Origin of the sequence: Vibrio sp. D431a (assembly GCF_030248655.1) — a bacterium.
Taxonomy (GTDB): Bacteria; Pseudomonadota; Gammaproteobacteria; order Enterobacterales; family Vibrionaceae; genus Vibrio; species Vibrio alginolyticus.
This window is the reverse complement of record NZ_JAHGAP010000002.1, coordinates 96,131-118,435: the sequence shown is the minus strand read 5'-3', so window position 1 is coordinate 118,435 and position 22,305 is coordinate 96,131. Positions and strand designations below refer to the sequence as shown.

The 22,305-nt window shown below is 44.0% G+C and carries 17 protein-coding genes; 8 read left to right on the top strand and 9 right to left on the bottom strand.

Features of this window, described 5'->3' with window-relative positions:
* Positions 1-113: 113 nt before the first annotated feature.
* The 3 genes from murQ to KJB35_RS02820 all read left to right on the top strand — a co-directional run bounded on the left by murQ (position 114) and on the right by KJB35_RS02820 (position 3,703).
* Positions 114-1,016, top strand: coding sequence for an N-acetylmuramic acid 6-phosphate etherase (gene murQ / locus KJB35_RS02830; RefSeq protein WP_017635657.1), 903 nt, complete (start codon positions 114-116; stop codon positions 1,014-1,016).
* A gap of 28 nt (positions 1,017-1,044) precedes the next feature.
* Positions 1,045-2,499, top strand: coding sequence for a PTS N-acetylmuramic acid transporter subunit IIBC (gene murP / locus KJB35_RS02825; RefSeq protein ID WP_025500819.1), 1,455 nt, complete (start codon positions 1,045-1,047; stop codon positions 2,497-2,499).
* Positions 2,500-2,647: 148 nt separating this feature from the next.
* Complete coding sequence (locus tag KJB35_RS02820; protein ID WP_213907524.1) at positions 2,648-3,703, top strand: porin; 1,056 nt, start codon at positions 2,648-2,650, stop codon at positions 3,701-3,703.
* A gap of 208 nt (positions 3,704-3,911) precedes the next feature.
* Here KJB35_RS02820 and KJB35_RS02815 read toward each other — a convergent pair whose 3' ends face one another.
* Positions 3,912-4,823 carry a LysR family transcriptional regulator gene (locus KJB35_RS02815; protein WP_213907523.1) on the bottom strand — a complete coding sequence of 304 codons (912 nt, stop codon included), beginning with the start codon at positions 4,821-4,823 and terminating at the stop codon, positions 3,912-3,914.
* An 88-nt stretch (positions 4,824-4,911) separates the two neighbouring features.
* On the opposite strand from KJB35_RS02815, the gene catC reads away from it, so the two are divergent.
* Positions 4,912-5,571, top strand: a complete 660-nt coding sequence (gene catC / locus KJB35_RS02810) for a type C chloramphenicol O-acetyltransferase (protein WP_065275564.1) — start codon at positions 4,912-4,914, stop codon at positions 5,569-5,571.
* Positions 5,572-5,626: 55 nt separating this feature from the next.
* Here catC and KJB35_RS02805 read toward each other — a convergent pair whose 3' ends face one another.
* From KJB35_RS02805 to KJB35_RS02790, 4 genes are all read right to left on the bottom strand, one after another.
* Positions 5,627-7,306, bottom strand: a complete 1,680-nt coding sequence (locus KJB35_RS02805; RefSeq protein WP_065275565.1) for a DUF342 domain-containing protein — start codon at positions 7,304-7,306, stop codon at positions 5,627-5,629.
* A 251-nt stretch (positions 7,307-7,557) separates the two neighbouring features.
* Positions 7,558-9,585 carry a tRNA(Met) cytidine acetyltransferase TmcA gene (locus tag KJB35_RS02800; protein ID WP_213907521.1) on the bottom strand — a complete coding sequence of 676 codons (2,028 nt, stop codon included), beginning with the start codon at positions 9,583-9,585 and terminating at the stop codon, positions 7,558-7,560.
* 105 nt (positions 9,586-9,690) lie between these two features.
* Positions 9,691-10,665 (bottom strand): ParB/RepB/Spo0J family partition protein, encoded by a 975-nt coding sequence (locus KJB35_RS02795; RefSeq protein ID WP_005374504.1) that lies wholly within the window; start codon positions 10,663-10,665, stop codon positions 9,691-9,693.
* Between the two features lie 7 nt (positions 10,666-10,672).
* On the bottom strand, positions 10,673-11,890 hold the full coding sequence (locus tag KJB35_RS02790; protein ID WP_005374503.1) for an AAA family ATPase: 1,218 nt from the start codon (positions 11,888-11,890) through the stop codon (positions 10,673-10,675).
* A gap of 1,238 nt (positions 11,891-13,128) precedes the next feature.
* Between KJB35_RS02790 and KJB35_RS02785 the strand changes: the two genes are divergently transcribed.
* Positions 13,129-15,099: a replication initiator protein RctB domain-containing protein gene (locus KJB35_RS02785; protein WP_017635223.1), complete on the top strand. Its 1,971-nt coding sequence runs from the start codon at positions 13,129-13,131 to the stop codon at positions 15,097-15,099.
* 289 nt (positions 15,100-15,388) lie between these two features.
* Here KJB35_RS02785 and KJB35_RS02780 read toward each other — a convergent pair whose 3' ends face one another.
* From KJB35_RS02780 to KJB35_RS02770, 3 genes are read right to left on the bottom strand one after another with little or no spacing between them, the layout of a single operon-like run.
* Positions 15,389-15,856, bottom strand: coding sequence for a transcriptional regulator (locus KJB35_RS02780; protein ID WP_065275567.1), 468 nt, complete (start codon positions 15,854-15,856; stop codon positions 15,389-15,391).
* Positions 15,856-16,788, bottom strand: coding sequence for an ATP-binding cassette domain-containing protein (locus KJB35_RS02775; RefSeq protein WP_104980285.1), 933 nt, complete (start codon positions 16,786-16,788; stop codon positions 15,856-15,858). The genes KJB35_RS02780 and KJB35_RS02775 overlap by 1 nt, the downstream gene beginning before the upstream one ends.
* Positions 16,789-16,790: 2 nt before the next feature.
* Complete coding sequence (locus tag KJB35_RS02770) at positions 16,791-17,639, bottom strand: ABC transporter ATP-binding protein (RefSeq protein WP_054576517.1); 849 nt, start codon at positions 17,637-17,639, stop codon at positions 16,791-16,793.
* Between the two features lie 361 nt (positions 17,640-18,000).
* Between KJB35_RS02770 and KJB35_RS02765 the strand changes: the two genes are divergently transcribed.
* Both KJB35_RS02765 and ribA read left to right on the top strand, forming a co-directional pair.
* On the top strand, positions 18,001-18,198 hold the full coding sequence (locus KJB35_RS02765) for a PA3496 family putative envelope integrity protein (RefSeq protein WP_005374493.1): 198 nt from the start codon (positions 18,001-18,003) through the stop codon (positions 18,196-18,198).
* Between the two features lie 238 nt (positions 18,199-18,436).
* Positions 18,437-19,498, top strand: coding sequence for a GTP cyclohydrolase II (ribA, locus tag KJB35_RS02760; protein WP_017635221.1), 1,062 nt, complete (start codon positions 18,437-18,439; stop codon positions 19,496-19,498).
* Between the two features lie 68 nt (positions 19,499-19,566).
* On the opposite strand, the gene KJB35_RS02755 is transcribed toward ribA, so the two are convergent.
* Positions 19,567-20,322, bottom strand: a complete 756-nt coding sequence (locus KJB35_RS02755; RefSeq protein WP_005383196.1) for an ABC transporter substrate-binding protein — start codon at positions 20,320-20,322, stop codon at positions 19,567-19,569.
* A gap of 68 nt (positions 20,323-20,390) precedes the next feature.
* Between KJB35_RS02755 and KJB35_RS02750 the strand changes: the two genes are divergently transcribed.
* Positions 20,391-22,289 (top strand): ATP-binding protein, encoded by a 1,899-nt coding sequence (locus KJB35_RS02750; RefSeq protein WP_285357655.1) that lies wholly within the window; start codon positions 20,391-20,393, stop codon positions 22,287-22,289.
* Positions 22,290-22,305: the final 16 nt, after the last annotated feature.

The following is a 22,305-nucleotide window of genomic DNA, read 5'->3' as shown; positions in this document are numbered from 1 at the left end:
TTCCAAATTTCTCCTGCATAAAGAATAACCTCAAGTGTGATTTTTATCACCAAACCTGAATATTTTATTCCATAAAATCGCCCTCAGATTGAACATTACGAAGAGTGCAAAACATGAAGATTGATTTAAGCAGATTGGTGACAGAAAGCCGTAACCCAGCCAGTGCCGAGATCGATACGCTTTCGACCATCGAGATGCTGCAAGTCATTAATGAAGAGGATCAAAAAGTCCCGCTCGCGGTAAAAGCGGTGCTACCACAAATTGCAGAGACAGTTGACGCAATTACCCAAGCTTTTGCAAATGGTGGCCGTTTAATTTACATGGGAGCTGGTACGTCAGGCCGCTTAGGCATTCTTGATGCAAGCGAGTGTCCTCCTACCTACGGCACGCATCCAGATATGGTGATTGGCTTAATTGCTGGTGGACATCAAGCGATTTTAAAAGCGGTAGAAAACGCAGAAGACAACGCGAAAATGGGTCAAGACGACTTAAAAGCACTTCACCTCACCAAGCATGACGTGGTTGTAGGCATTGCAGCGAGTGGCCGTACACCTTATGTACTAGGTGGTTTGGACTACGCTAAATCCATCGGAGCCACGACCGCATCTATCGCCTGTAATCCAGAATGTGCCATGGCAGAAGCGGCCGACATCGCGATTCTGCCGATAGTTGGCGCAGAGGTTGTCACTGGATCTTCTCGCATGAAAGCCGGCACCGCACAAAAACTGGTGCTAAACATGCTCACGACAGGCGCAATGATTCGTAGCGGTAAGGTATTTGGCAACTTAATGGTGGATGTAGAAGCCACTAACGCCAAGCTCATACAACGCCAAACCAACATTGTTGTGGAAGCAACCGACGCATCAAAAGAAGAAGCAGAGCGAGCATTAAATGCCTGCGGTCGCCACTGCAAAACCGCCATCTTAATGATTTTGGCCGATTTGGATGCCGAACAAGCCAAATCACGCCTCGCCGCGCACAACGGCTTTATTCGCGCAGCACTAAATAATAACTAAATAATCCGAGTTCTGAAGGATAGACCCTATGGCAAAAATAACTTCAAACACAGTATCGCAGTTGCTGTCCGCAGTGGGTGGCAGTAGCAACGTAAGCAAATGTGGTAACTGTATGACGCGTTTGCGTTTATCGCTCGCCAACAATGGCTTGGCTGATCAATCAGTTATCAAGCAAATTCCCGGCGTAATGGGTGTGGTGGAAAGCGATGAGCAGTTTCAGATCATTCTCGGTCCCGGAAAAGCTCAACAAGCGGCTGAGATGATGAATCAATTGATCGACAGCTTAACCTCTGGTGACAGTGAAGAAGCAGATATGCCGCAACAAGATCTTTCTGCCGTCGCAGCCGAGCAGAAAAAACAGATGAAGAGTAAGCAAACCAGTGCGGTTCAGCGTTTTTTAAGCAAGTTTGCCACTATCTTTACGCCGTTGATCCCAGGCTTTATTGCCGCTGGTTTGTTGCTAGGTTTTGCGACGTTATTGGAACAGATGTTTGTTCTCGACCAGACACCAAGCCAGTTTATGTTGGATTTGATCGCCTACATGAAAGTCTTTGGTAAGGGTCTGTTTGCTTTCTTAAGTATTCTGATTGGTTACAACGCGCAGCAAGCGTTTGGCGGCTCTGGTGTTAATGGTGCCATTCTCGCCTCTTTGTTTGTGCTGGGTTACAACCCAGAGGCTACATCCGGCATTTACTCTGGCATGAACGAGTTTTTCGGCTTTGCGATTGATCCGCGCGGCAACATTATCGGCGTACTTTTAGCAGCGATCATCGGTGCACAAGTCGAGCGTAAGGTTCGTCAATACATGCCAGATGATCTGGACATGATCTTAACGTCCGTTATCACTCTGTTGATCATGGGTGCGGTAACCTTCTTGATCATCATGCCGATCGGCGGCGAGCTGTTTAAAGGGATGTCTTGGTTGTTCCTCAACTTGAACGATAACCCATTAGGCGCTGCAATCTTGGCAGGTTTGTTCTTAATTTCTGTGGTATTTGGCATCCACCAGGGTTTTGTTCCAGTGTACTTCGCATTGATGGAAGCACAGGGCTTTAACTCGCTATTCCCTATCCTGGCGATGGCAGGTGGCGGTCAGGTTGGCGCGTCAATGGCGCTGTATTTCAAAGCCAAAAAAGACGCTCTACTGCGCACCCAAGTTAAAGGCGCTATTATTCCGGGTCTTCTAGGCATTGGCGAACCATTGATTTACGGCGTGACATTACCACGCGTAAAACCATTCGTTACCGCTTGTATTGGTGGTGCTGCGGGCGGCTTCTTTATCGGTTTAGTTTCTTACCTTGGCTTACCAGTTGGTCTTAATACGGTGTTTGGCCCGTCCGGTATCGTGGCGATTCCTCTCATGACATCTGAAAATGGCATCTTCCCGGGCATGATGGTGTTTGTTGCCGGACTGCTTATCTCTTACATCGTCGGCTTCCTCGCGACTTACTTCTTTGGCTGCAAAGACGTCGATTTAAGCTAAATCATTCTTCCCCTATAGGAATGGACTAGCTCGCGCCCTTGGCAAACAAGGGCGCACCCTCTCTCTACTTCACGACAATTTTTCTTATTCCGTTACTCGGAAGAGGCTTTGTCGTACCTAAAACAATAGAAATGAAAGGTCGTTAATCATGAAAAAGCACATTTTGGCTCTACTTCTCCCTACATTGATGGCATCAAACGCAATGGCAGCGCAGCTGTATCAAGCGGAAGATGGGTCAGTTTTAAATATTTACTCTCGTCTTGGTTTCAATGTCACCAGTAAAAATGACGAGCACGGCGATGCAAATGGCGAGTTTGATGGCCGTATTGGTTTAAACGGTTCACAAACCATCAACGAGTACGCGTCGATCATCGGCCAAGCGCAATACCAAGTGGGTGCAGCTGAATACGCAAACCAAGTAAACGACAAACCATCTCTGACTGCACGTTATGTATGGGCGGGTATTGATGCGAAAGATTATGGTCGTATTACTGGTGGTCGCGTGGCATCTGGATTGATTATGTTTACCGACATTGGTGATGTGTTCGCCTCTTCCGATGTTTCTATGGCGCGCCAAGCGAATAAAGTCGACAAAACCGCGACGCAAGTTTTCCGTCAAGATGGCACGCTGCAATATCAAAACAGCCTAGGTAATTTCGACTTTTCTGTCGCGTACATTTTAGGAAACAACACTTCTGAGCTCGACTACGGTTACAACGCTGCACTGCGTTATACGCTAGACATGGGGAATTTGGGTACCTTGGCGCCAGTGGTGGCGATGCAGAAAAATAAAGGTGATGCACGTGAAAGCAACGACACCGATTACACATTCTGGGGCGCAGGTACGCGTTACTACCTAGGTGATTTGATGTTGGGTGCGTTGTACTCGGAAGATGAACTAGAAGGCTATTACTCACAAACCAGCACCGACAAAGTGATGGAATTGACGGCGGTTTACAGTGTAAATGACAAATGGGCACTGCGTGCTGGTTATCGTTCTTTAGAAAACAGTGATGGTGACGAGCTAGAGCTGAAAGATACAACGCTAGAAGTGCAATACAAACTGACGCCTCGTTCTTCTATCTACACAAACTACGTTGATCGTAACGGCTCGCGTGGCTACAGCAATGGACAAGAAGTCTCGTTTGGCGGTGCGCACGCAGACGAAAGCTACTACCACTTAGGTCTGCGTTACGAGCTGTAAGCACGATACTTAATGTAAGTTAGCTGAATCCATGAGCTTCTTCTGTGTCCGGTCAGTAGTTATTGCCTTTAATGCTGATTTGAAGAAGCTCACCCTCGTAATATGTTTTCTTCGTTACCTGTTTTGACCAACACGCCTGCATCAGGAAAACTGGTGACAGTGTTTTCGCATTCCTTTGCTTCCTCAATTGTTGCTAAGTTTGTTGTCGCTATTCGCCGACAGAATATATGTTCCTAAAGTGTTCGATGAACGCTCGCGTTCTTCTTGGTAAGTGCTCACGTTTTGGGTAAAGCAGATAAAGCGGCAAAATCGCATCCGTTTGCCATTCTGGCAGCAAACTCACGAGTTTTTCTTTTTGTGCAGGGTCGAGTTTAGCCAGTGCAAATTCATCTAACATGGCTACACCACAGCCAGCCAAAGTAGCATCCAACATGGACTGGACAAGATTAAAACTCAGCATACTTTCTAACTCAATGCTGCACTGCTGTTGAGTTTGCTTATGCGTAAACGTCCACTTGTCTAACACCAAGTCACGACTTTTATAAAGGATGTGCTCTAAGTCACCAAGATCCTCTGGCGTACTTACATTTGGTTTATCAGCTAAATACGAGCGATGAGCGATCGGTTTACAGTGTAAAGTGCGTAGCTGATGGCCGACGTATCCCTCTGGGGGAGTATCGGTAAAGTAGAATGCGATATCAAACCCAGCCTCAATCAAGTCGAGAGGTGTCTCTGTGAAGATCACTTCGACGCTCACTTGTGGATGTTGCAATCGAAACTCGATCAATGTTTGGCTGAGTAACGCAGCTCCGAAAGAAGCGGACGCCGCTATTCTCAATTTTCCCGATACGATCTCGTTTGCCATGACTTGCTCATTGATCTGCTCAGCGCCTTCGAGCAGTTGCTTTACCTGCTGATAAAACCGCAAACCATCGTAGGTCAAATTAAACTGGCGCGTAGTTCGCTGAATAAGCTGCATCGACAATATGTCTTCAAGCTGTTTAAGTTGCCGACTTACATGCGCATTCGAACAATTCAGTCGCTTTGCTGCACCAGCAATACTCCGTTCCTCACACAAAGCGACGTAAAGTGGTACGTAGCTGAGCCATTTTATTTCCATACAGTAATTCTGAATCTCTAAAATCAAACTACTGGAAATAATAGAAAGCCTCTAAACTCTGTACAACCTAAATTTGAAAGGATGAGTTATGAGTGTTTTCGACACGTGGTTAAAAGGTCAAGTCGTTAAAGATCACATCACTAATCCCAATATCATCGTTGGCGATTACAGCTATTACTCGGGCTTCTATCATCAAAAAAGCTTCGAAGAGCAAGCGGTACGCTACTTGTTGGGTGACCCCGTCACACTTCAAGAATGGCAAAGTAGAGAACCCGATAGCATCGACAAATTAATCATTGGCAAGTTTTGTTCCATCGCTTCTGGAGCCACCTTCATGATGGCAGGAAACCAAGGTCATCGCATTGACTGGATTTCGACCTTCCCCTTCTCTCCTGAAGAATTTGGAGAAGGCGTACAAGACGGTTTCGAGCGTGCCGGAGATACAGTGGTGGGGAATGATGTTTGGATTGGCAGTGAGGCGATGATCATGCCCGGAGTAAACATCGGCGATGGAGCCGTCATCGGAGCACGCGCCGTAGTGACGAAAGACGTGCAACCTTATTCTGTGGTGGTTGGAAACAACCAAGTCGTACGTCAACGATTTAGCGATAAAGAGATTGAAACTCTACTCAATATCCAATGGTGGAACTGGCCAATAGAACACATTAAACAAGCAATGAAAGTAATGTGTAGCAGCCAAGTCGGTGCGCTTGCGGACTACTATCAAGAGCACATTGTCGATTTGTAGATAAAAAAAGCCCACACATCTTGTTGCGACGTGTGGGCTCAGTGAGTAAGAAAGCTTAAACCGCAGCGACGTCCTCTTCTTCCAAGTTCGCCGAAACTTTAATTTCGTATTGATTGAAACGGAACGAACAACCGCCATGAGTGCGCTTTGTCGTTACCTGCTCGTCGCCAAACAGCACCGTCACGCGAGTGAAGACACGCTCTTTGGCTTCGACAATATTTTCTTCTAACGCGACTTCAAAGTCGTGTTCCGTTTGTTCTAGCTTTTGCTTTATCGCTTCAAGCTGCTCGTTGTTTTGTGTTTTCATCACGTCAATCTGAGCTTGTTCTTCGTCGGTACGTTCGGCTTTAGGACGTTTCTTAAATTCGAGCTCTTTACGAATCACATCCATCGTTCCTTCTTGAGCGTATTTGTATTGATCTTTGAGCTCTGCTAATCGCTCCTTAAATGCAGAATAGCGTGCGAACGCTTCTACCTTAGTGGCGGTGTCGCCTTCTACGCCCAATTGTAAGCACACCACTTTGCCACCGACTTTTACATCTCCGCCGCTAAGCGTGCCGTTCCTACCGTTCGCATCTAGCACCGTCAGATTGCGCCCACAAACAATATCGTTATTCATGCTGTGCACCGCCAACTCAATATCTTCGCCGGCTTGCAAATCACAATATTGGGCGTAGCTGGCACGAATCGAACCTTTGGCTTTGACGTGACAACTCTTTGGCTGGCCATCACTCACGGTGTGGCCAATGATCCCTTTACCAACTTGAATGTCGTCTTGCGCTTGTACGTCAGCCGATTCAATGAAGCCGCCTACAGTAATAGAACCCGTCGCTTTAACAATCATGCCGGATTCAATGTTGCCACCGATAATCACATTCCCTTTGAATTTCACGTGACCTGTATTCACGCCAACGCTATTGAGACAGAGTGCGTTATCAACTTCAATGGTTTTGTCTTTAATTAGAGGCGTACCGGATACCGATGCAATCAATAGGTTTGGGTCGTGCTTGCTTATCTCAGTGCCTTTGCCCGGCTTCATTGGGCTGTCTTTTCCGGCTTGCGGAGGAATCACTCGCCCTTGAACAGTAAAGCCAGGCGTGCCTTTGGTCGCAGGCGTGCGGCGCATCACCTCATCGCCTACGTCAACCGCGATAGTTTCACCGAGGTTACGTAAATCAATTTTGTCGCTAGCAGATTGGCCGTCTTTGGGTTTGAGGATGCGTTTGGTGATGTCTTTAACAAGAGGAGTAAAAAGAGCGTCTTTGCCTTTGATAGGTTGCTTACCAACCGCTACAGGTTGAGAAAAAGTTTCGCCGGGTTTGAGCTGAGTGCTGACAACCAACACTTTCTTCAAAGCCAGTTTGTTGATGCCTTTCGAAACTCGCGCTTGAGCAAGGGCTTGAACAATCTCGGGGCCACGTAAACCTCGGCCTCCGTACGCGCCGACAACGTTCATACTGGCGAGCATGTCATTATTCGATAATTCAACCTCAACTTGCGCGTTGCGTTTTTCCGCAATGACGATGCCTTCGTAGGCCTCGGCTTTACGTTCTTTGGCGCAGTTAATGAATCTCACGACTTCCCCCTCAACAACAAACATCTTTTCAGCGTTCATTGCGACGAGCTGCTCGTTTAATTCATTTTGATTTAGCTCACCACCGAGGTCCACTTCTCCCGGAAGACGGGCTATCACCTTGGTCTTATCTTCAGATAACTCAAGACACAGCTTCCACATACCCTTACCACTTTGCTTCCCATCAACACTTTCAGTCTACCCAAATCCGTTTTCTGAACAAACCTCGCATTTCTTATTATAGGGCTCACGTCACTAAAGAAAGTAATCCATCAATAACGGTTAAACAGATATTAAGAGAGCATTTCGATTTAACCTAAAGCTCAATCAAAATACACGCCGAAATAAAAAGGAGCTGGATTTACAGTGTAAAATCAGCTCCTAATAATTTCATTTACAGTGTAAATTTCCCTTTAGTGTTTACAGTGTAAATCGTTCCAAATGTGTCTTACTTCGTCCCTTAACTGCTGCTCAACTTGCCTTCTTCCAGGTAAACCAAATTGCTGAGCACATTCAGTCCAACTACGGTTAAGAAAAAGCTTACTGATCATCAAGTCGGAAGCGGAGTTCAAACCTAAGTTAAGTAACCACTGCTGAAGCCAAGCAGACACGGACTCATAACTGTTACCACCATCAGCATAGCATTCAATTAGTAATAACTTAGCGGGATGAAGTGGACTCATTCCCAAAGGTTGCGGTAATAGAGCTCGAAAAATAGAGGCTTCTAATTTTGGATAGACGTCAGCCACATTGTTAGACAACATTTCTTCAAATAGCGCCTGAGATTCATCGACCCAAGCCGTCTGTTGGGAATCACAAGGTTTGACCATCAAGACTGAATAACAACCGCTAGCAGCATCGCGCATTGACCCTAAGCGAATTGTACGGAAGTTCGATTGTCGCCAGAAATGGACCAACTCTTCCGTCGCACCGAAACTCGTGGATAAGTAAGCAATGTGTTTAGCCGCCATTTGATCAAGTTGCTGCAGCATTTTTTGACCGATGCCTCTTCCTTGCAATTCCGGATGAACAGCAATTCTCATGACTCGCAGCGTCGATAGATTCGCGACATTCGGAAATCCTAGGTGGTTTGCAATCGTAACTGGGGCTAAGTGTCCTTTAGGACGACGCTTACCAAGCTGAATTTCTTCAACCAATTCAGCGTCAAGCCCACCCTCTTCGACCGCTAATATTACCCCCACAACCGCATTATCTTGCTTAGCAAAATAGAGCTGACTGTTGTCGTCTTGCAAAAGGTGAATCAAATCATTCGGCGAGGTCTGATAATGAGCATTCACCAAAAGAGCGAAGCACTCACGCAGCAAACTAGGCTGCGATATCAAATTTTTCTTATCGGCTTTAGAAAGGGAAATTGAGTCGACCTGTTTAAGTTGATGGTGCGTTAACTCCGCATCCAACAAAAACGCGTCATAGAGCCATGATTCAAGCGCATCATTCATGCTCCAGCGGATGGGCTGTGTCATGTGCCATGTTTTCATTCCCGAACGCTGTTTTTGAAGCCAATCAACAAATTTAATCGTAAAGCCCCGGCCACAACCTTCATAACCGTGAATAGTCGTAGAAAAAACGAGTCGATGATAATGTTCGGTAATGCTTTTGAGCATAGGAACTGGAATTGCAGCCGCTTCATCGACAAGTAACAAATCACATTCAGGTCGACTCAATAATAGTTCATCTGGAGCAATAAATTGAATGGCTCCCTGCCCTGATTCTAATCTGTCCTTCTTAATACGCTGTGCGCTAGGGAGTAAACGTAAAGCATGTTGGTAAACAGGCTCAACGGCTTTTATAGATGGTGCCGTAATTAAGATTCTAAGCGGCTTCTGCTGTAATAAGTTCGCACACGCAATTCCGAGGGCACTTGTTTTTCCACGTCCACGATCAGCGGTCAAAATTAATGGTCGCTTTCGATGTCCTGTCACCACCTTTTCAATTAGAGAAATGGCATGTTCTTGTTCCGTGTAGTGGCTTTCTTTTTCTGCTTGCTTGATGTCTGGAGCCGTTGGCAATGGTTTGTCTTGCTCAATAACAACGAGCTTCTCCCATTGTTTGTGCATCCATTGCTGAGCAAAATTCGCATTTTGTCGCAGCTCAGTAATGACAATAAGAAAACCGCCGCCAACCAATGAGCCAAGCGCGGCGGTAAAACTATTGGCGTCAAAGCCATTTCGAGCATCAAACAATAGAACGTCACACTCTCTGCCTAGCAACATGTGCCCTTGTTTAGACGAAACACTGGATACGTTTTTCAAACCAAAATCACCAACAGAAAACCAACGTTGATGGCGCTGCGTTTTATGGAACTCTGACATCAACGCATTTTGCCAAGAAGCCTCGCCTTGAATGACAACACCAATCCTTTGGAAAGATTGGTGAGCTTGATGTTGAAGTGATGAAAGGAAATCAGATTGTGTCTGCATTTTGTCTATCCAACGTTGAACTGACGCAATGGTATCACATCTTTAATTTGACGCTTCTCAGATATAAAAAAACCGCCCGGAGGCGGTTGATTCAATCATCATTTGTTATTGCAGTTTGGTTTGTACAAACGCAAGAATCTCTTCCATTAAGCTGTCGTCAACTTTCTTCAAGTTCAACGCCAGGCTGCTACCTTTTCGGCTATAGCTTGCTCGACCTTTAACTAAGTCGACTTTTTCCGTCTTCTTACCAGGTTTTGCTGGTGCAAGTTCAGTAATCCAATTTTCGATGCTTTCCGTGACTTCTTTTGTCAGACGAGCAACGCCTTGAGCAGTGCTTCGCTGCCATAAAAACCCTTCGCTAGAGCGACATTTATCTAACAGCTCTTGCTGCTGCTCTGGCGTTAGCGTTGAAAACTGTTTGTGCAGTTTCACGATTGTTGGGCGACCGAGATCGCCAACATTCGGATACGCTTGAAGCAGTTCTAACGGTAATGCTGCGGCTTTTAAAGCGCCACTTACCAACGCTTCACTGCACTGGAACATTTTTGCCAATGCTTTCTGATCCTCAGCTTCACCACTATCAAGCTTAGCCTGCATCTCTTTCCCTTTTTCATATAAAGAGAGCGGCTTGTGAGCATTTGCCACATCAGACAAAAACTTAGCATGGTCAGTATTAATGTTGTCAGCAACATAAACCAAAAAGTCTTGTTCAGCGAGGATACAAGACATGCGACGACGGCTACCATCTAAAACTTCAATCTTGCCATCTTCAGTTCTACGACCCACTGCTGGATATTGTTGGCCACGCTCTTTGAGTGTGACTAAAACATCAGATAAAGCATGTTCGTTTAAGAACGATTGCTCACGAGCGTTATCAACAAATACTGTTGTTTCTGTCGCAACTTTATTTGCAGGAATACGCACAAGTTCAAACTGAACAATATTTTCACCTGCAACTGCTAGTTCAATCGTTTGAGCTTTCTCTTTTGCCGCAGTTTGCGCCTCTTGCGGAGTCACAACACGACGCTTATTCGTTTTGCCAAATAATTTCGCGTTTAATTCAGACGTTTTCAAAGCCATTTACTTATTACCCCTGATTCAATGACGGCCAATTAGAGTGCAGCACACGCTCTAATTCCAGTGCGCTTTTATGAACAGCGTCTTGCGCGGTAGCTAGTGTCTTCTTACCGCCTTCAAAATCGCTTACTGTCAGATCAAATACTGTGCTGTAGGTATCGGCACAGGTTTCAAACGCACGGCTACGAGGAATAGTAGCCATCATAACTTGGTCACCTAGAAGATAGTTCATTTCAGTTAAAACAGAAACTTGCTTCTTATTGTCGTCCTCAAACATGGTTGGCATCAAGCGAACAAACTCAAGACCATTCCAGTCCTCCGGGAACATTTCATATACCGTAGGCAAATGCTGGAAGAAGTTTACTGTTGAAGCCCAGTCCAGACGCTTAGCCGCACAAGGAATTAGCAAGGCATTTGATGCATACATCGCATTCCATACTAATGGGTCAACGTGTGGACCGGTATCAATCATAATGATATCGAAGTCATCAGCAATTTTATCAATCAGTTGCTCTTTCAGCAGACGGACGATATCGAGTGATGGGTCTTCAGATAGCGTTTGCCATGCTTCCGCATTAAACATCGCGTCTTCTGGAAACGCTGAAATCGACTTTAAGTTCGGATATTGCGTTGGCAGCAATACGTTTTTACGTAAAAATTCACTGTCAATTTCCACACCATCAGGCACGTTACCCAACATAATGTCTACCGCAGAATAGATATTATCATGCTCTGCCATGCTGATTTGCGGGTTGAGGAATAAACGTAGCGAGCCTTGTGGGTCTAAGTCGATTAAACAAATACGGTATCGTTTATCCAAATTTAGCGCTAAACATGCCGCTAAATGAACCGCGGTCATTGATTTACCTGTACCGCCCTTTTGGTTCTGCACATTAATAATCCAAGGTTTGTTACCTGAATTCTTTTTACGCTCATGAAATTTAGGCACTTCAGCCGCATCCATGAGCATGTGTGCTTCTTCTAACGTAATTGAATAATGATTCGCGTTGTTTTTAGTAAATTGATGCCCAGCGGCTTCCATTTTACCAATCGCGTCGTCGAGCTTACGGCGAGTTAGACCAGAACGGGTTTCCATCATCGCTTTCGACATTGGTGGGAAGTAGTTATCGCTTCGCTCTTCTAAAACAATTTCAATACGGTCAGCTTGAACCTGCTGAGTCAGCTCCGCTAACTCAAGAAGGTTTTCAATCGTTTTTTCTCTTTTCATGCCAAATTCCGTTGGAAGGATTTATAATTGCAATTGTACAGCAGTAAAGACCAAAAACAACAAAAAGGTGCACGAACATTTTGAATTACCATCACATAAAAAAACACCCAAATCGACGCTTTTATGATTTATGGTCAAAAAGATAACTATTTTTAATCAAATAATCTTCTCATAAGTGGACACCTAAACTTAAAAATAAAAAGTGTTACAGCGTCACTCATTTACAATGTAAATCAATTTTCTACCGGAACGATTATAATCTTAAGCTAAATTACGGATTATGTTAGACCAACCTAATTTAAACGAAAAATAGTAAGTAATATCGGAACAATAAAGACCTGAACACCTTGATCATGTCTCCGAGCAAAATAGGGCAGTTCCAGCGAAACATCTATGGAAGTATGATCAAGGTATGCTTATGATCATGCTTCCGTGTTAATAAGCAAATCCGAAAGCATGATCATGGAAAAATAGAGCAGAGTACGGTGTAAACACGCAAATAAAATAAGATCCATTAATCGGAAATATGATCAAGCCTTAGAATCTCTCGGAAGCATGAGTTTTCTTCTCTGATTTACGGTTGAGTGCAGACAGAATGGGGGATTGAGCAGAAATTGACGTTATAGAAGCCGGAACAATGAAATTGCTCAAGTTGCTATGATAAATCACGCTCTCATGATCATGCTTCCTGTAAATAAGCAGAGACTAGGATTTACTTCTAAATATGAGCGACTTGAATGTATTTTAATCAGATGAGTGATATCTCATCAATATGGGCGCCAGAACGATAGATATATTGGCTCTTGATCATCGATCCGAGTATAAATAACATCACCAATGCACAATATAATCATCGTGAAGATCATTATTAAATACTGCATCTGTGGATAACCTGTAAAAACATCATGATCATCGTTTCAAGACTCTTTTGATCATCTTTTCATAACCTTAATGATCATGCTTACGAATAAATATGATCATGCTTTCAGGTTATTGTTGATCATACTTTCAGATTTCTTATGATCATAGTTCCGAAACACATGGAAATAATAGTCTTATAGAACAAAAGCTTAGCGAGAAATTTCAAGCCAGATCATTAGATCATATAATCAATTAAGATCAGATTAATCAAAAAGATCAGTTATTTAAAAAACAATCTTTTTTCTTTATTTATGATCTGTTTTTCTTTATTCTTCGGAACCATAGCACAACTACGGCTAGTGTGATCTGGATCTAAAATGACGGCTGATGAAAAAATTCTGATTAAAGCACCGAGAAGCCACAAAGATGGCCATCTTTTTGAGGTACATGAATCCTCTGCGGATTGGGTAGAGCAGTACCAACATTTCAAAGGGGTGACCAAAAGCATCTTAGAGTTGCTTAATCTGATCTCATTACGAGGCTTCAGCAGCAAGGATGGTTTGGTTTCAACCACAGAGATTGTTGAAGCAACAGATGGGCAACTTACACGTGCAGCTCTGCAACAACGTTTGCGCGCAGCAGTAAATATTGGTTTATTTACTCAAACACCAGTGCGTTTTGAAGAGGGACTTGCTGGTAAAACGATGCTACATAAATTTGTGAATCCAAATCAGCTTATATCTGTATTGGGAGCAACAAGTCTTGTTACCGACAAAGTTCGCCAGAACGAGAAACAAAAACGTTCGAAAGCATTGGCTCAGACTCAAGTAAACAAACGTTTGTTGAATGAGCACGGGTTAAACACACCTCCCACGATGAAAGATGAAGCCGATCAATTTGTTGTATCTCCAACAAATTGGGCTGGGATCATTGACCAAGCACTTGCGCCACCAAGAACTCGAAAAAGTTATCAGAAATCCATGGTGTCGATCTCTGGCACAAAAGCCGTTATCGAGACGCGATCATCCAAAAATATCATGACTGTGGATGATCTCATGACCCTGTTCGCTCTCTTCACGTTAACGGTTCAATATCATGATCATCACAAAGATCAGTATCAGCTTGATGCGGCTCACGTACCAAACAAAACGCCGCTATACATCACTGATATTTTGTCGCTCAGAGGCAAAAAAGACAGTGGCCCAGCTCGTGATTCCATTCGCGATAGCATTGATCGCATTGAATTCACTGATTTTCAGCTCCATGAACTTACTGGACGTTGGCTAAGTGAAAACATGCCAGAGGGCTTCAAAAGTGATCGTTTTCGTTTTCTTGCTCGAACCATCACGGCCTCTGAAGAGGCACCTGTGGAGGGAAGCGATGGTGAAATTCGTATCAAGCCAAACTTATATATTTTAGTTTGGGAACCTTCGTTTTATGAAGAGCTGTTAACACGCGATTATTTCTTCTTGTTTCCGCCAGAGATCTTGAAACAACATACTTTGGTGTTTCAACTGTACTCTTTCTTCCGTAGTCGCATGGTTCGTCGTCACACGGATTGCATGCTACTGAGTGAGTTAAACCAGAAACTTGCACGTAACATTGAATGGCGACGTTTCTCCATGGATCTGATCCGAGAACTAAAGCGTTTGTCTGATGGAAAAGGGAATGATGATCTATTCGTCGTTAATTTGTGGGGTTATCACCTGACGATCGAAACCATGATCGAAAATGACAAAGTGATGGACTACCAGATCGACATCAAATGTGATGTCGAAGAGGTCTTACGTTACTCGCGAGCGCGAACGACCAACGCAGGAAAGCGTAACATGGCGCCTACGCTGCCAAATCCACTTCGTAATGAGATGGTAACCCGACAACAGCTTGAGGAGCTCTCAGGCATCATAGACGGCGAATTTGAGCCCATTCAACGCAAAGCACCGTCTCCAAGAGGAAATTTAGGGCGACGCGTGAAGCAAAGAAAACATTTGGTAGAGATCAATGCTGATGAGATCACCATTACTCTATCTAAATATACCTCACCAGAGGCTCTAGAACGCAGTATAACGGCTTTGTCTGCGATGACAGGGCACTCCTATGCCTCAATCAAAGAAGAGTGCTCAGATTACATAGAGAAGCTCGATTGGCTAAGGGTAGGGGATGAGCCGATTCCTTATGAGACATTAAGTAAAACCGTCGAGCTGTTTAACACCCAGAACGATGTTAAGCATCTTACCATCGAGCGCTTGATTGCGGGGTTAGCGGTGCGTCGGAAAGTTTGTCGTCAAATCTTCGATGGTCACATGGATGAAATGGTATTTCGTGCCTTGGATGAAATGGCGATTTAAAAGTGTCGCTTGATGTGTATCAAGCTATAGGTGTGATGTATCGGTTTGAAATGTAACAATGTCTTTCGATGATAAAAAACAGACTTAACTCTTACAAACCACTGACATTAGAAGCCAAGCCTAATACTACTATTTATCCCGAATAGACAACCTTTTGTCCTTTCTGATGATTAATAGATTGGCTCATATTGTTACATTCATTCTGAATAGACTTCGCGAGTTTCTCCTCAGGAAACTCGCTTTTTTTTGCCTAAAATTCCGCTAATTAAGCCTTGATCATTTTTCCGGACTAATGAGGTAAACCTTGATCATGCTTCTTGGATTCATTCCAGTGTAATGAACGCATCAACGCAACATGTGATTCGATTAAGCTATGGGCTTGTTCCTGCCACTTGTTTTGATCACACTGCTGATTACAAAACTCTAACGCCACAACGGTGAGATGCTGAAGTCGTCTCAAACACCAATCTTTGATCAGAATATCAGTCGAGACTTGGCATGCTGCTTGTTCAAGCTTTGCACTCGTATAAAGCAAGGTTTGATATGCTTTCTGAGGGTCTTGGTACCTTGCATGTTGAAACACGCGTAAACATCCATCCAACCAGCAAGCAATCGCTTTACTTTGAAGATCACTCAATTCGGGTCCAAACACGTCATCAGGCACCTGATATAAGATCGTTTCCAATTTTTCTACTTGATCATGTTTCCGCTGTTCGTACCACATGGCGATTTGATCTTGCCAAGTACTCAAATCCATTACGCTGCCTCAGTCCATTGTTTTACATAGTGATTTGGCCCTATTTGATCAAATTCGTCGACAATTATGCTGCTACGTTGACGAATTTCATCGGCATCTATCGAATAGTTTGGCTCATTTTTCACTAAGTTACCAAAAGGTAAGTCAGGATCAGGAACGGCAGAAATCAACAGCTTAGTATAAGGATGCTGCGGATTCTTAAGTATTGAATGAGTGTCGCCCCATTCAACGATTTGCCCTTTGTACATTACTGCGGTTTCTTCCGCGATGTAGTGCGCAGTCGCCAGATCATGAGTGATGTATAAAAAACCAATTCCCAGCTCTTGCTTCATTCGTTGCATTAAATTCAACACTCCCAAGCGAATAGAAACATCCAGCATAGACGTAGGCTCATCTGCAAGAATGATTTGCGAACCTACCGCTAAAGCCCTTGCTAAGTTTACTCGCTGACGTTGCCCACCACTGAGTTCGTGAGGGAACTTATTCAATGTCTCTTCAGGTAGTTCCACCAGCTTTAGGAGCTCTTCCAAGCGGGCTGGGATGTCGCGCGCGTTTTTGACTTGTTTATGAATTTTTAAAGGACGTGTTAGGTGATGGCGAATGGTATGAGTTGGATTGAGAGAGCCAAACGGATCTTGAAACACCATTTGTACTTTACTGCGATATTCTTGTAGAGCCGATCGTGACGTGATCTCATTTATGTCAGTGCCATTGAAAAGGATCTCGCCTTGCGTTGCTGGATAGACTTTGGTTATTAAACGAGCGCAAGTACTCTTACCGCAGCCTGACTCTCCAACCAAAGCCAAGGTTTTTCCTGCGTACAGATCAAAAGTCACTCCTTGAAGCGCACGAAAGGTTTCCTCTTTCGCTAAACCACCGCCCACTTTGAATTCTTTAATCACATTTTTCATTTGGATGATAGGCTGGCTCATGGTTACGCTCCTTGTAACTCTGGTTGTTTGTGGACGTCATGGATGTTTGGGAAAGAAGCCCATAGCTTTTGCGTGTAGGGGTGTTGAGGATGATTGCGTATATCGTATGCTCGATTGACTTCGACGATTTCTCCGTGACGCATGATTGCAATTCGATCACATAGTTGGCTCATGAGTGCCAGGTCATGAGTGATAAAGAGGACTGAAAAACCGAACTCATCTCTAAGCTGATAAATTTGCTGTAAAATTTCTCGCTGTACCACTACATCTAATGCTGTTGTGGGCTCATCCATAATGATCAGTTTTGGATTTAGAGACAAAGCAATGGCTATCACCAACCGCTGACGCATTCCTCCTGAAAATTGATGAGGATATTCTGCTAAGCGTTCTCGAGGAATATTGACCAAGTCCAACAACTTTTCTGCTCTATCTTTTGCTTGAGCGTTAGTGAGGCCTTGATGGTGTCGTAACACATCTGCAAATTGCTCTTGTATCGTTAAGACAGGGTTGAGTGAGTTCATCGCGCTCTGGAACACCATGGCGATTTCACTCCACCTTAGAGCGGTCAGCTCAGAGTCTGAGATACTAAGGATATCCTTGCCATCAAACCATATTTTACCGCCAGAAATGTACGCTGGCGGCTTATGAAGACGATTTATTGAGAATGCGATTGTGCTTTTACCACATCCAGATTCACCGGCAAGACCAAATACTTCGCCTTTGCCGATATCAAAGCTGATGGACTTTACCGCATTAAAATCACCATTATCAGTGATGTAATCGACGCACAAATCTCGGATCTGGATGACCGGGTCATTGTGGTATGCATGACTTAAGTTAATACCATCCATATAAACACCTAACTAATCTAAAAGATAATTATTATCATTATCAGGTGTGGCGGTTTTTAGAAAGTATCAAACCATGAATCAGTGAAGTGACTCGAAAGTTAGGTGAAACAGGAAGTGGTGTAATGCGTCGTTGATAAAACTAAAGAAGAGCAGAATTGAGAGCTAGATCAGCACACTTTTCGTAGGGGGAATTACTCAAATTTAATCGTAAATTTGTCCCTTGGCAAAACTTAAATGATGAATCTATTAAGGAGTTAACGAAAGGGCGGGAGGGGTCACATTTCCCTACAGTTTTTCTTACCACCTTGTTCCGGTTTTGCTATAGATTACGCATCGAAAACATGGTGTGTTCGGAGGAAATATGTCCATTAATTCTATCGACCATGACGAGATGACCAACATCGCTCACAAATGGGAATTACCTGATGAGGAAACCGTTGTGAAGCCAGAGAAAACAGTGAAATCAGCAGAAGCCAGAAGACGCATTGAAGCGTTACGTGAGATCCGTGAAAGTGGGTTGACCATTGAAGAAGCAAGGGAGCTTGGCTTGATACACTGATCGCCTCAGGTTGGTTTAGCAACCCATAGGGTAGTCGACGGACTGCCCTTTTTATTTTTTCACTCTATTACTCTCTTATTCAAACCGTCCATTTATCTGTCTTGCGCCTCAAAAGCACGAGTTTCACACTCACGTCCCGTCCCGAAGAAGTTTGACAATCTGACCTTGTGTTACTAGATATATCAGTAGCGATATGCTTTTTGTTGATTATCGCAACCACAAAGCAAGGAGCGCAAGTATGGTTGATCAAATCCTTTTTTATGAGCCCGATGAGCCCCACGGTTTTCTCTCAAATTTTTGCCATGCCCCAGTCAATATCTCCTCCCAAACTTGGCCCACCAGCGAACATTATTACCAAGCCCAAAAGTTTCTCGATGCTCAGTTGCAAAGTAAAATTCAGCACGCAAGCACCCCTGACGAAGCGTTTGCTTTAAGCCGCAAATACGAACACTTTGTCAGAAGCGATTGGGACGATATAAAGTTGGCTGTTATGGCTTTCATCGTTAGGGAAAAGTTTCTACAAAATCCACCATTAGCGCAGCAATTAATGAGAACGGGTAACGCTTGCCTAACAGAGCATTCTCATAAAGATGCCTTTTGGGGAGACGGGGGAGATGGTAAAGGAGAAAATCATCTAGGAGAGATTCTGATGAATGTGCGGGCAGAGCTGAGACATGTTGAGCCTTACAATCTCGTGAAGTTTATCGATAAAGCCAAATTGCCCACCCAGTGGGGCACATTTATGATGTACGGCTTTATTGAAGCCGCGACAAATAAAGAGCATCTTGCTCTGGTCTATGGTGAGCCAACAAAAAGTGCAGCTCCACTTATTCGGTTGCATTCGGAGTGTCTTACCGGAGATGCTCTATTTAGCACGCGTTGTGACTGTGGTTTTCAGCTTAATAGAGCGCTACAAAACATCGTCAAAGAGGGATGTGGCGTGCTGCTTTATTTACGTCAAGAAGGGCGTGGAATCGGCTTGATTAATAAAATTCGTGCCTATCACTTACAAGATGATGGCGCAGATACCGTGGAAGCAAATGAGCGTTTAGGTTTTGCCGCTGATATGCGTGATTACGCGTTCTGTAAAGGAATGCTAGAGCATTTGGGGATTGACGCTGTGCGTCTAATGACGAATAACCCACGCAAGCTCGCCGCCTTAAAAGCGGTTGATATTAACGTCATTGAACGAGTGCCATTACAAGAAGGGAATAACCCAAGTAATCAACATTACCTGCAAACCAAGGCGAGTAAATTGGGGCACATGTTTGATCCTAAGTTTGTTAACCACACTAAGTAAGTGCTACAGATTTTACAGAAACAAAAACGCCAACGTATCATCGTTGGCGTTTTTGTTAATGATTTGATTCATTGATACTTTTGAATGATTTCATCAATTTCCCCTGAGGTTTTTAATTCAACGAGTCGTGTATTAATGTAATTTTGAGTTTCTGGTTGCATTTGAGGTGAAAAAGCTAGGTAGATTGAGTAGTCAGGAATAACCGAGCTGAAAGGCTGTATCTGAAAATTCTCTAACGGCAAATTGAGTCGCTTTAAGTTGTAAAGGACTCGGGATTCCATCTCGACAAAAGCTGTATCTCCAGGGGTTCGGCTTATCACTCGGTATGCGGCGTTGTAGTCTTTCACGCGCATTTCATTGACACTGCCATTTTCAAAGAACGGTGTTAAATTTGGATAATCAAACCCCAGCAGTAATACAATAGAACGACCATGCATCGTATCCATATTTTTGAATTCTAAAGGCTTCTCGCTACTCGACACCAGTACATGTTTTACAGTGTAAATGGGCTCCTCAGATAAATTTTCCGATTGCACCTTGCCCCAGTTCGGGCTGCCATAAGTTAACCAGTTTGGCTCAGCGCCTTCTTCCAATATGGAAATCATACGTTTAAATGGATAAGTATGATAATTCACTTGGTAATCCGACTCCGCGAAGATAGCGCTGACGATATCGGTCACAATTCCGGAGTGCATTTGTCCCTGTTGTTCAATTTGAAATGGTCGAGCTTGTTCAGCAATGACGTAATAGTTCACTTGATTTGCGGTCACATGAGAACTTACAACAATTAAGCTAAAAGCCAATCTAAGTAGAAGTCTTTTCATCGTATCCTCGATTATTATTTGTGCGTAGCTATATTTAGAGTAGCGCAAGTTTATCGGAGCGGTTTCATATGGATGAAAAAGAGCGATCTCAACGTCGTTTTAGTATCGGCAACCAACTTATGTTGGCGGTATTAACGTTGAGTTTAATCTTTACGGTCATCATTTCTACAGTGAGCTTATATCGAGTTTTTCACGAAGATTTAGCCCATTTAGATGTTGAATTAAAGCAGGTTGAGTCTAGCTATTTATCGAGCTTTTCTGCGAGTTTGTGGGTAGAGGATAGGGAGCTGTTGCTGACACAAGCTCAAGGTGCAATGCGTATGCCCTCGGTGGACTACTTACGTATTGCTAGTGAAGACGAAGTTATCATTGAATTAGGTTCGGCGCTTTCTGAGGATGTTGTCGAGAGAAGCTGGCCGATGCAGTATCGGGTCGGCGATAAAACGTATGATCTCGCGATATTAACGGTTCAATCGGATCTTAGCGCGATATATGAAGATCTTTGGCAGCAGTTCTTTTTTCTACTTACGACAGAAGCGATCAAAATTCTTGTTCTCATCATTGGTGTTCTTTGGGTGGCGTTTCGCTTGTTGGTCAATCCGTTACAATTGCTGTCTGGTGCGGTGAGCGATTTTCGTGGCGGTACAGTGCCGAGTAAAGTGACTCTCCCTAAACGATGGTGCTTTGATGAAGTGAGTGTTTTGGCAGAGAAATACAACCGAAGTGTTGAGAAAGTGGAAGAGCACCAGACTGAGTTAGAGGCTGAACGCGATAGGGCAGAAGTCGCTAATCGTAAGAAAAGTGAGTTTCTTGCCACTATGAGTCATGAGATCCGCACACCGATGAATGGCATTATTGGTGTGTCGTCGTTGCTCAATGACACCGACCTCGATCCCCAGCAAAAAGAGTTTGTAGAGATCATTGACAGTTCTTCTCACTCACTAATGACGATCATCGACGACATTTTGGACTTCTCTAAAGTTGAAGCTGGCAAAGTAGAGCTGGAATACACGAGCTATGATCTTCGCGAGCTACTTGACGATGTCATCAGTTTACATAGTGTCAAAGCCAAGCAGAAAAACTTAGAGCTGCTCAGCGATATTGATCCTCACTTGCCAATGGAAGTGCAAGGTGATGCCACACGATTGAAACAAGTTCTGAACAATTTGTTGAGCAACGCGATTAAATTTACCGAGCGCGGCCATGTGAAGCTTCTTGTAGCGTTATCTCGACTTGATGGAGAGACCGCTCATATCCGGTTTCGAGTTGTGGATTCTGGTATTGGTATTGCGAAAGAGCACCAACAAGCAATCTTCGAACGCTTCCAACAAGCTGATGGTAGTACCACCAGAAAGTATGGTGGGACAGGGCTTGGTTTGGCGATAGCTGCACAGTTGGTTAACTTGATGGGAGGAGAAATACAACTAACAAGTGAGCTTGGGCTGGGAAGCTGTTTTGAATTTTCGATTCCTGTTGCTGTAATAAATGCGCAATCGACCTATACCGGCCAACTTAATGTATTAGATTTCCCGAAAGCGGAAGACAACGAAATCAGCCCTCAAGATAATGATAAACCTTGGGTATTGGTTGTTGAAGATACCATCGTCAATCAGAAGGTAGTTCGCATCATGTTAGAAAAACTGGGTGTGCGAGTGAGTGTCGCCAACCATGGCGAAGAAGCATTGCAGCTGTGTGATCAGCAGCCTTTCGATTTGATTTTTATGGACTGCCAAATGCCTGTGATGGATGGGTTTATTGCTACGGAGCGAATTCGAAAAATGGGAGAGTGGGGGAAACACGTTCCAATTATTGCGCTAAGTGCCAATGTCATTAAAGAGGATCAGCAACATTGCTTCGATGTTGGGATGAACGAGTTCGTGGCTAAACCCGTTACCAAGACTCGATTACAACAAATATTCGAACAGCATTTACCAAAAGCACTGAAAATCAGCGCTGTGCCTAAATAGTTAACTTGAAATCGAT

What these genes read in the sequence shown, in the direction of transcription:
- murQ (WP_017635657.1), top strand. Translation starts at nt 114, where the DNA reads ATGAAGATTGATTTAAGCAGATTGGTGACAGAAAGCCGTAACCCAGCC.
- murP (WP_025500819.1), top strand. Translation starts at nt 1,045, where the DNA reads ATGGCAAAAATAACTTCAAACACAGTATCGCAGTTGCTGTCCGCAGTG.
- KJB35_RS02820 (WP_213907524.1), top strand. Translation starts at nt 2,648, where the DNA reads ATGAAAAAGCACATTTTGGCTCTACTTCTCCCTACATTGATGGCATCA.
- KJB35_RS02815 (WP_213907523.1), bottom strand. Translation starts at nt 4,823, where the DNA reads ATGGAAATAAAATGGCTCAGCTACGTACCACTTTACGTCGCTTTGTGT.
- catC (WP_065275564.1), top strand. Translation starts at nt 4,912, where the DNA reads ATGAGTGTTTTCGACACGTGGTTAAAAGGTCAAGTCGTTAAAGATCAC.
- KJB35_RS02805 (WP_065275565.1), bottom strand. Translation starts at nt 7,306, where the DNA reads ATGTGGAAGCTGTGTCTTGAGTTATCTGAAGATAAGACCAAGGTGATA.
- KJB35_RS02800 (WP_213907521.1), bottom strand. Translation starts at nt 9,585, where the DNA reads ATGCAGACACAATCTGATTTCCTTTCATCACTTCAACATCAAGCTCAC.
- KJB35_RS02795 (WP_005374504.1), bottom strand. Translation starts at nt 10,665, where the DNA reads ATGGCTTTGAAAACGTCTGAATTAAACGCGAAATTATTTGGCAAAACG.
- KJB35_RS02790 (WP_005374503.1), bottom strand. Translation starts at nt 11,890, where the DNA reads ATGAAAAGAGAAAAAACGATTGAAAACCTTCTTGAGTTAGCGGAGCTG.
- KJB35_RS02785 (WP_017635223.1), top strand. Translation starts at nt 13,129, where the DNA reads ATGACGGCTGATGAAAAAATTCTGATTAAAGCACCGAGAAGCCACAAA.
- KJB35_RS02780 (WP_065275567.1), bottom strand. Translation starts at nt 15,856, where the DNA reads ATGGATTTGAGTACTTGGCAAGATCAAATCGCCATGTGGTACGAACAG.
- KJB35_RS02775 (WP_104980285.1), bottom strand. Translation starts at nt 16,788, where the DNA reads ATGAGCCAGCCTATCATCCAAATGAAAAATGTGATTAAAGAATTCAAA.
- KJB35_RS02770 (WP_054576517.1), bottom strand. Translation starts at nt 17,639, where the DNA reads ATGGATGGTATTAACTTAAGTCATGCATACCACAATGACCCGGTCATC.
- KJB35_RS02765 (WP_005374493.1), top strand. Translation starts at nt 18,001, where the DNA reads ATGTCCATTAATTCTATCGACCATGACGAGATGACCAACATCGCTCAC.
- ribA (WP_017635221.1), top strand. Translation starts at nt 18,437, where the DNA reads ATGGTTGATCAAATCCTTTTTTATGAGCCCGATGAGCCCCACGGTTTT.
- KJB35_RS02755 (WP_005383196.1), bottom strand. Translation starts at nt 20,322, where the DNA reads ATGAAAAGACTTCTACTTAGATTGGCTTTTAGCTTAATTGTTGTAAGT.
- KJB35_RS02750 (WP_285357655.1), top strand. Translation starts at nt 20,391, where the DNA reads ATGGATGAAAAAGAGCGATCTCAACGTCGTTTTAGTATCGGCAACCAA.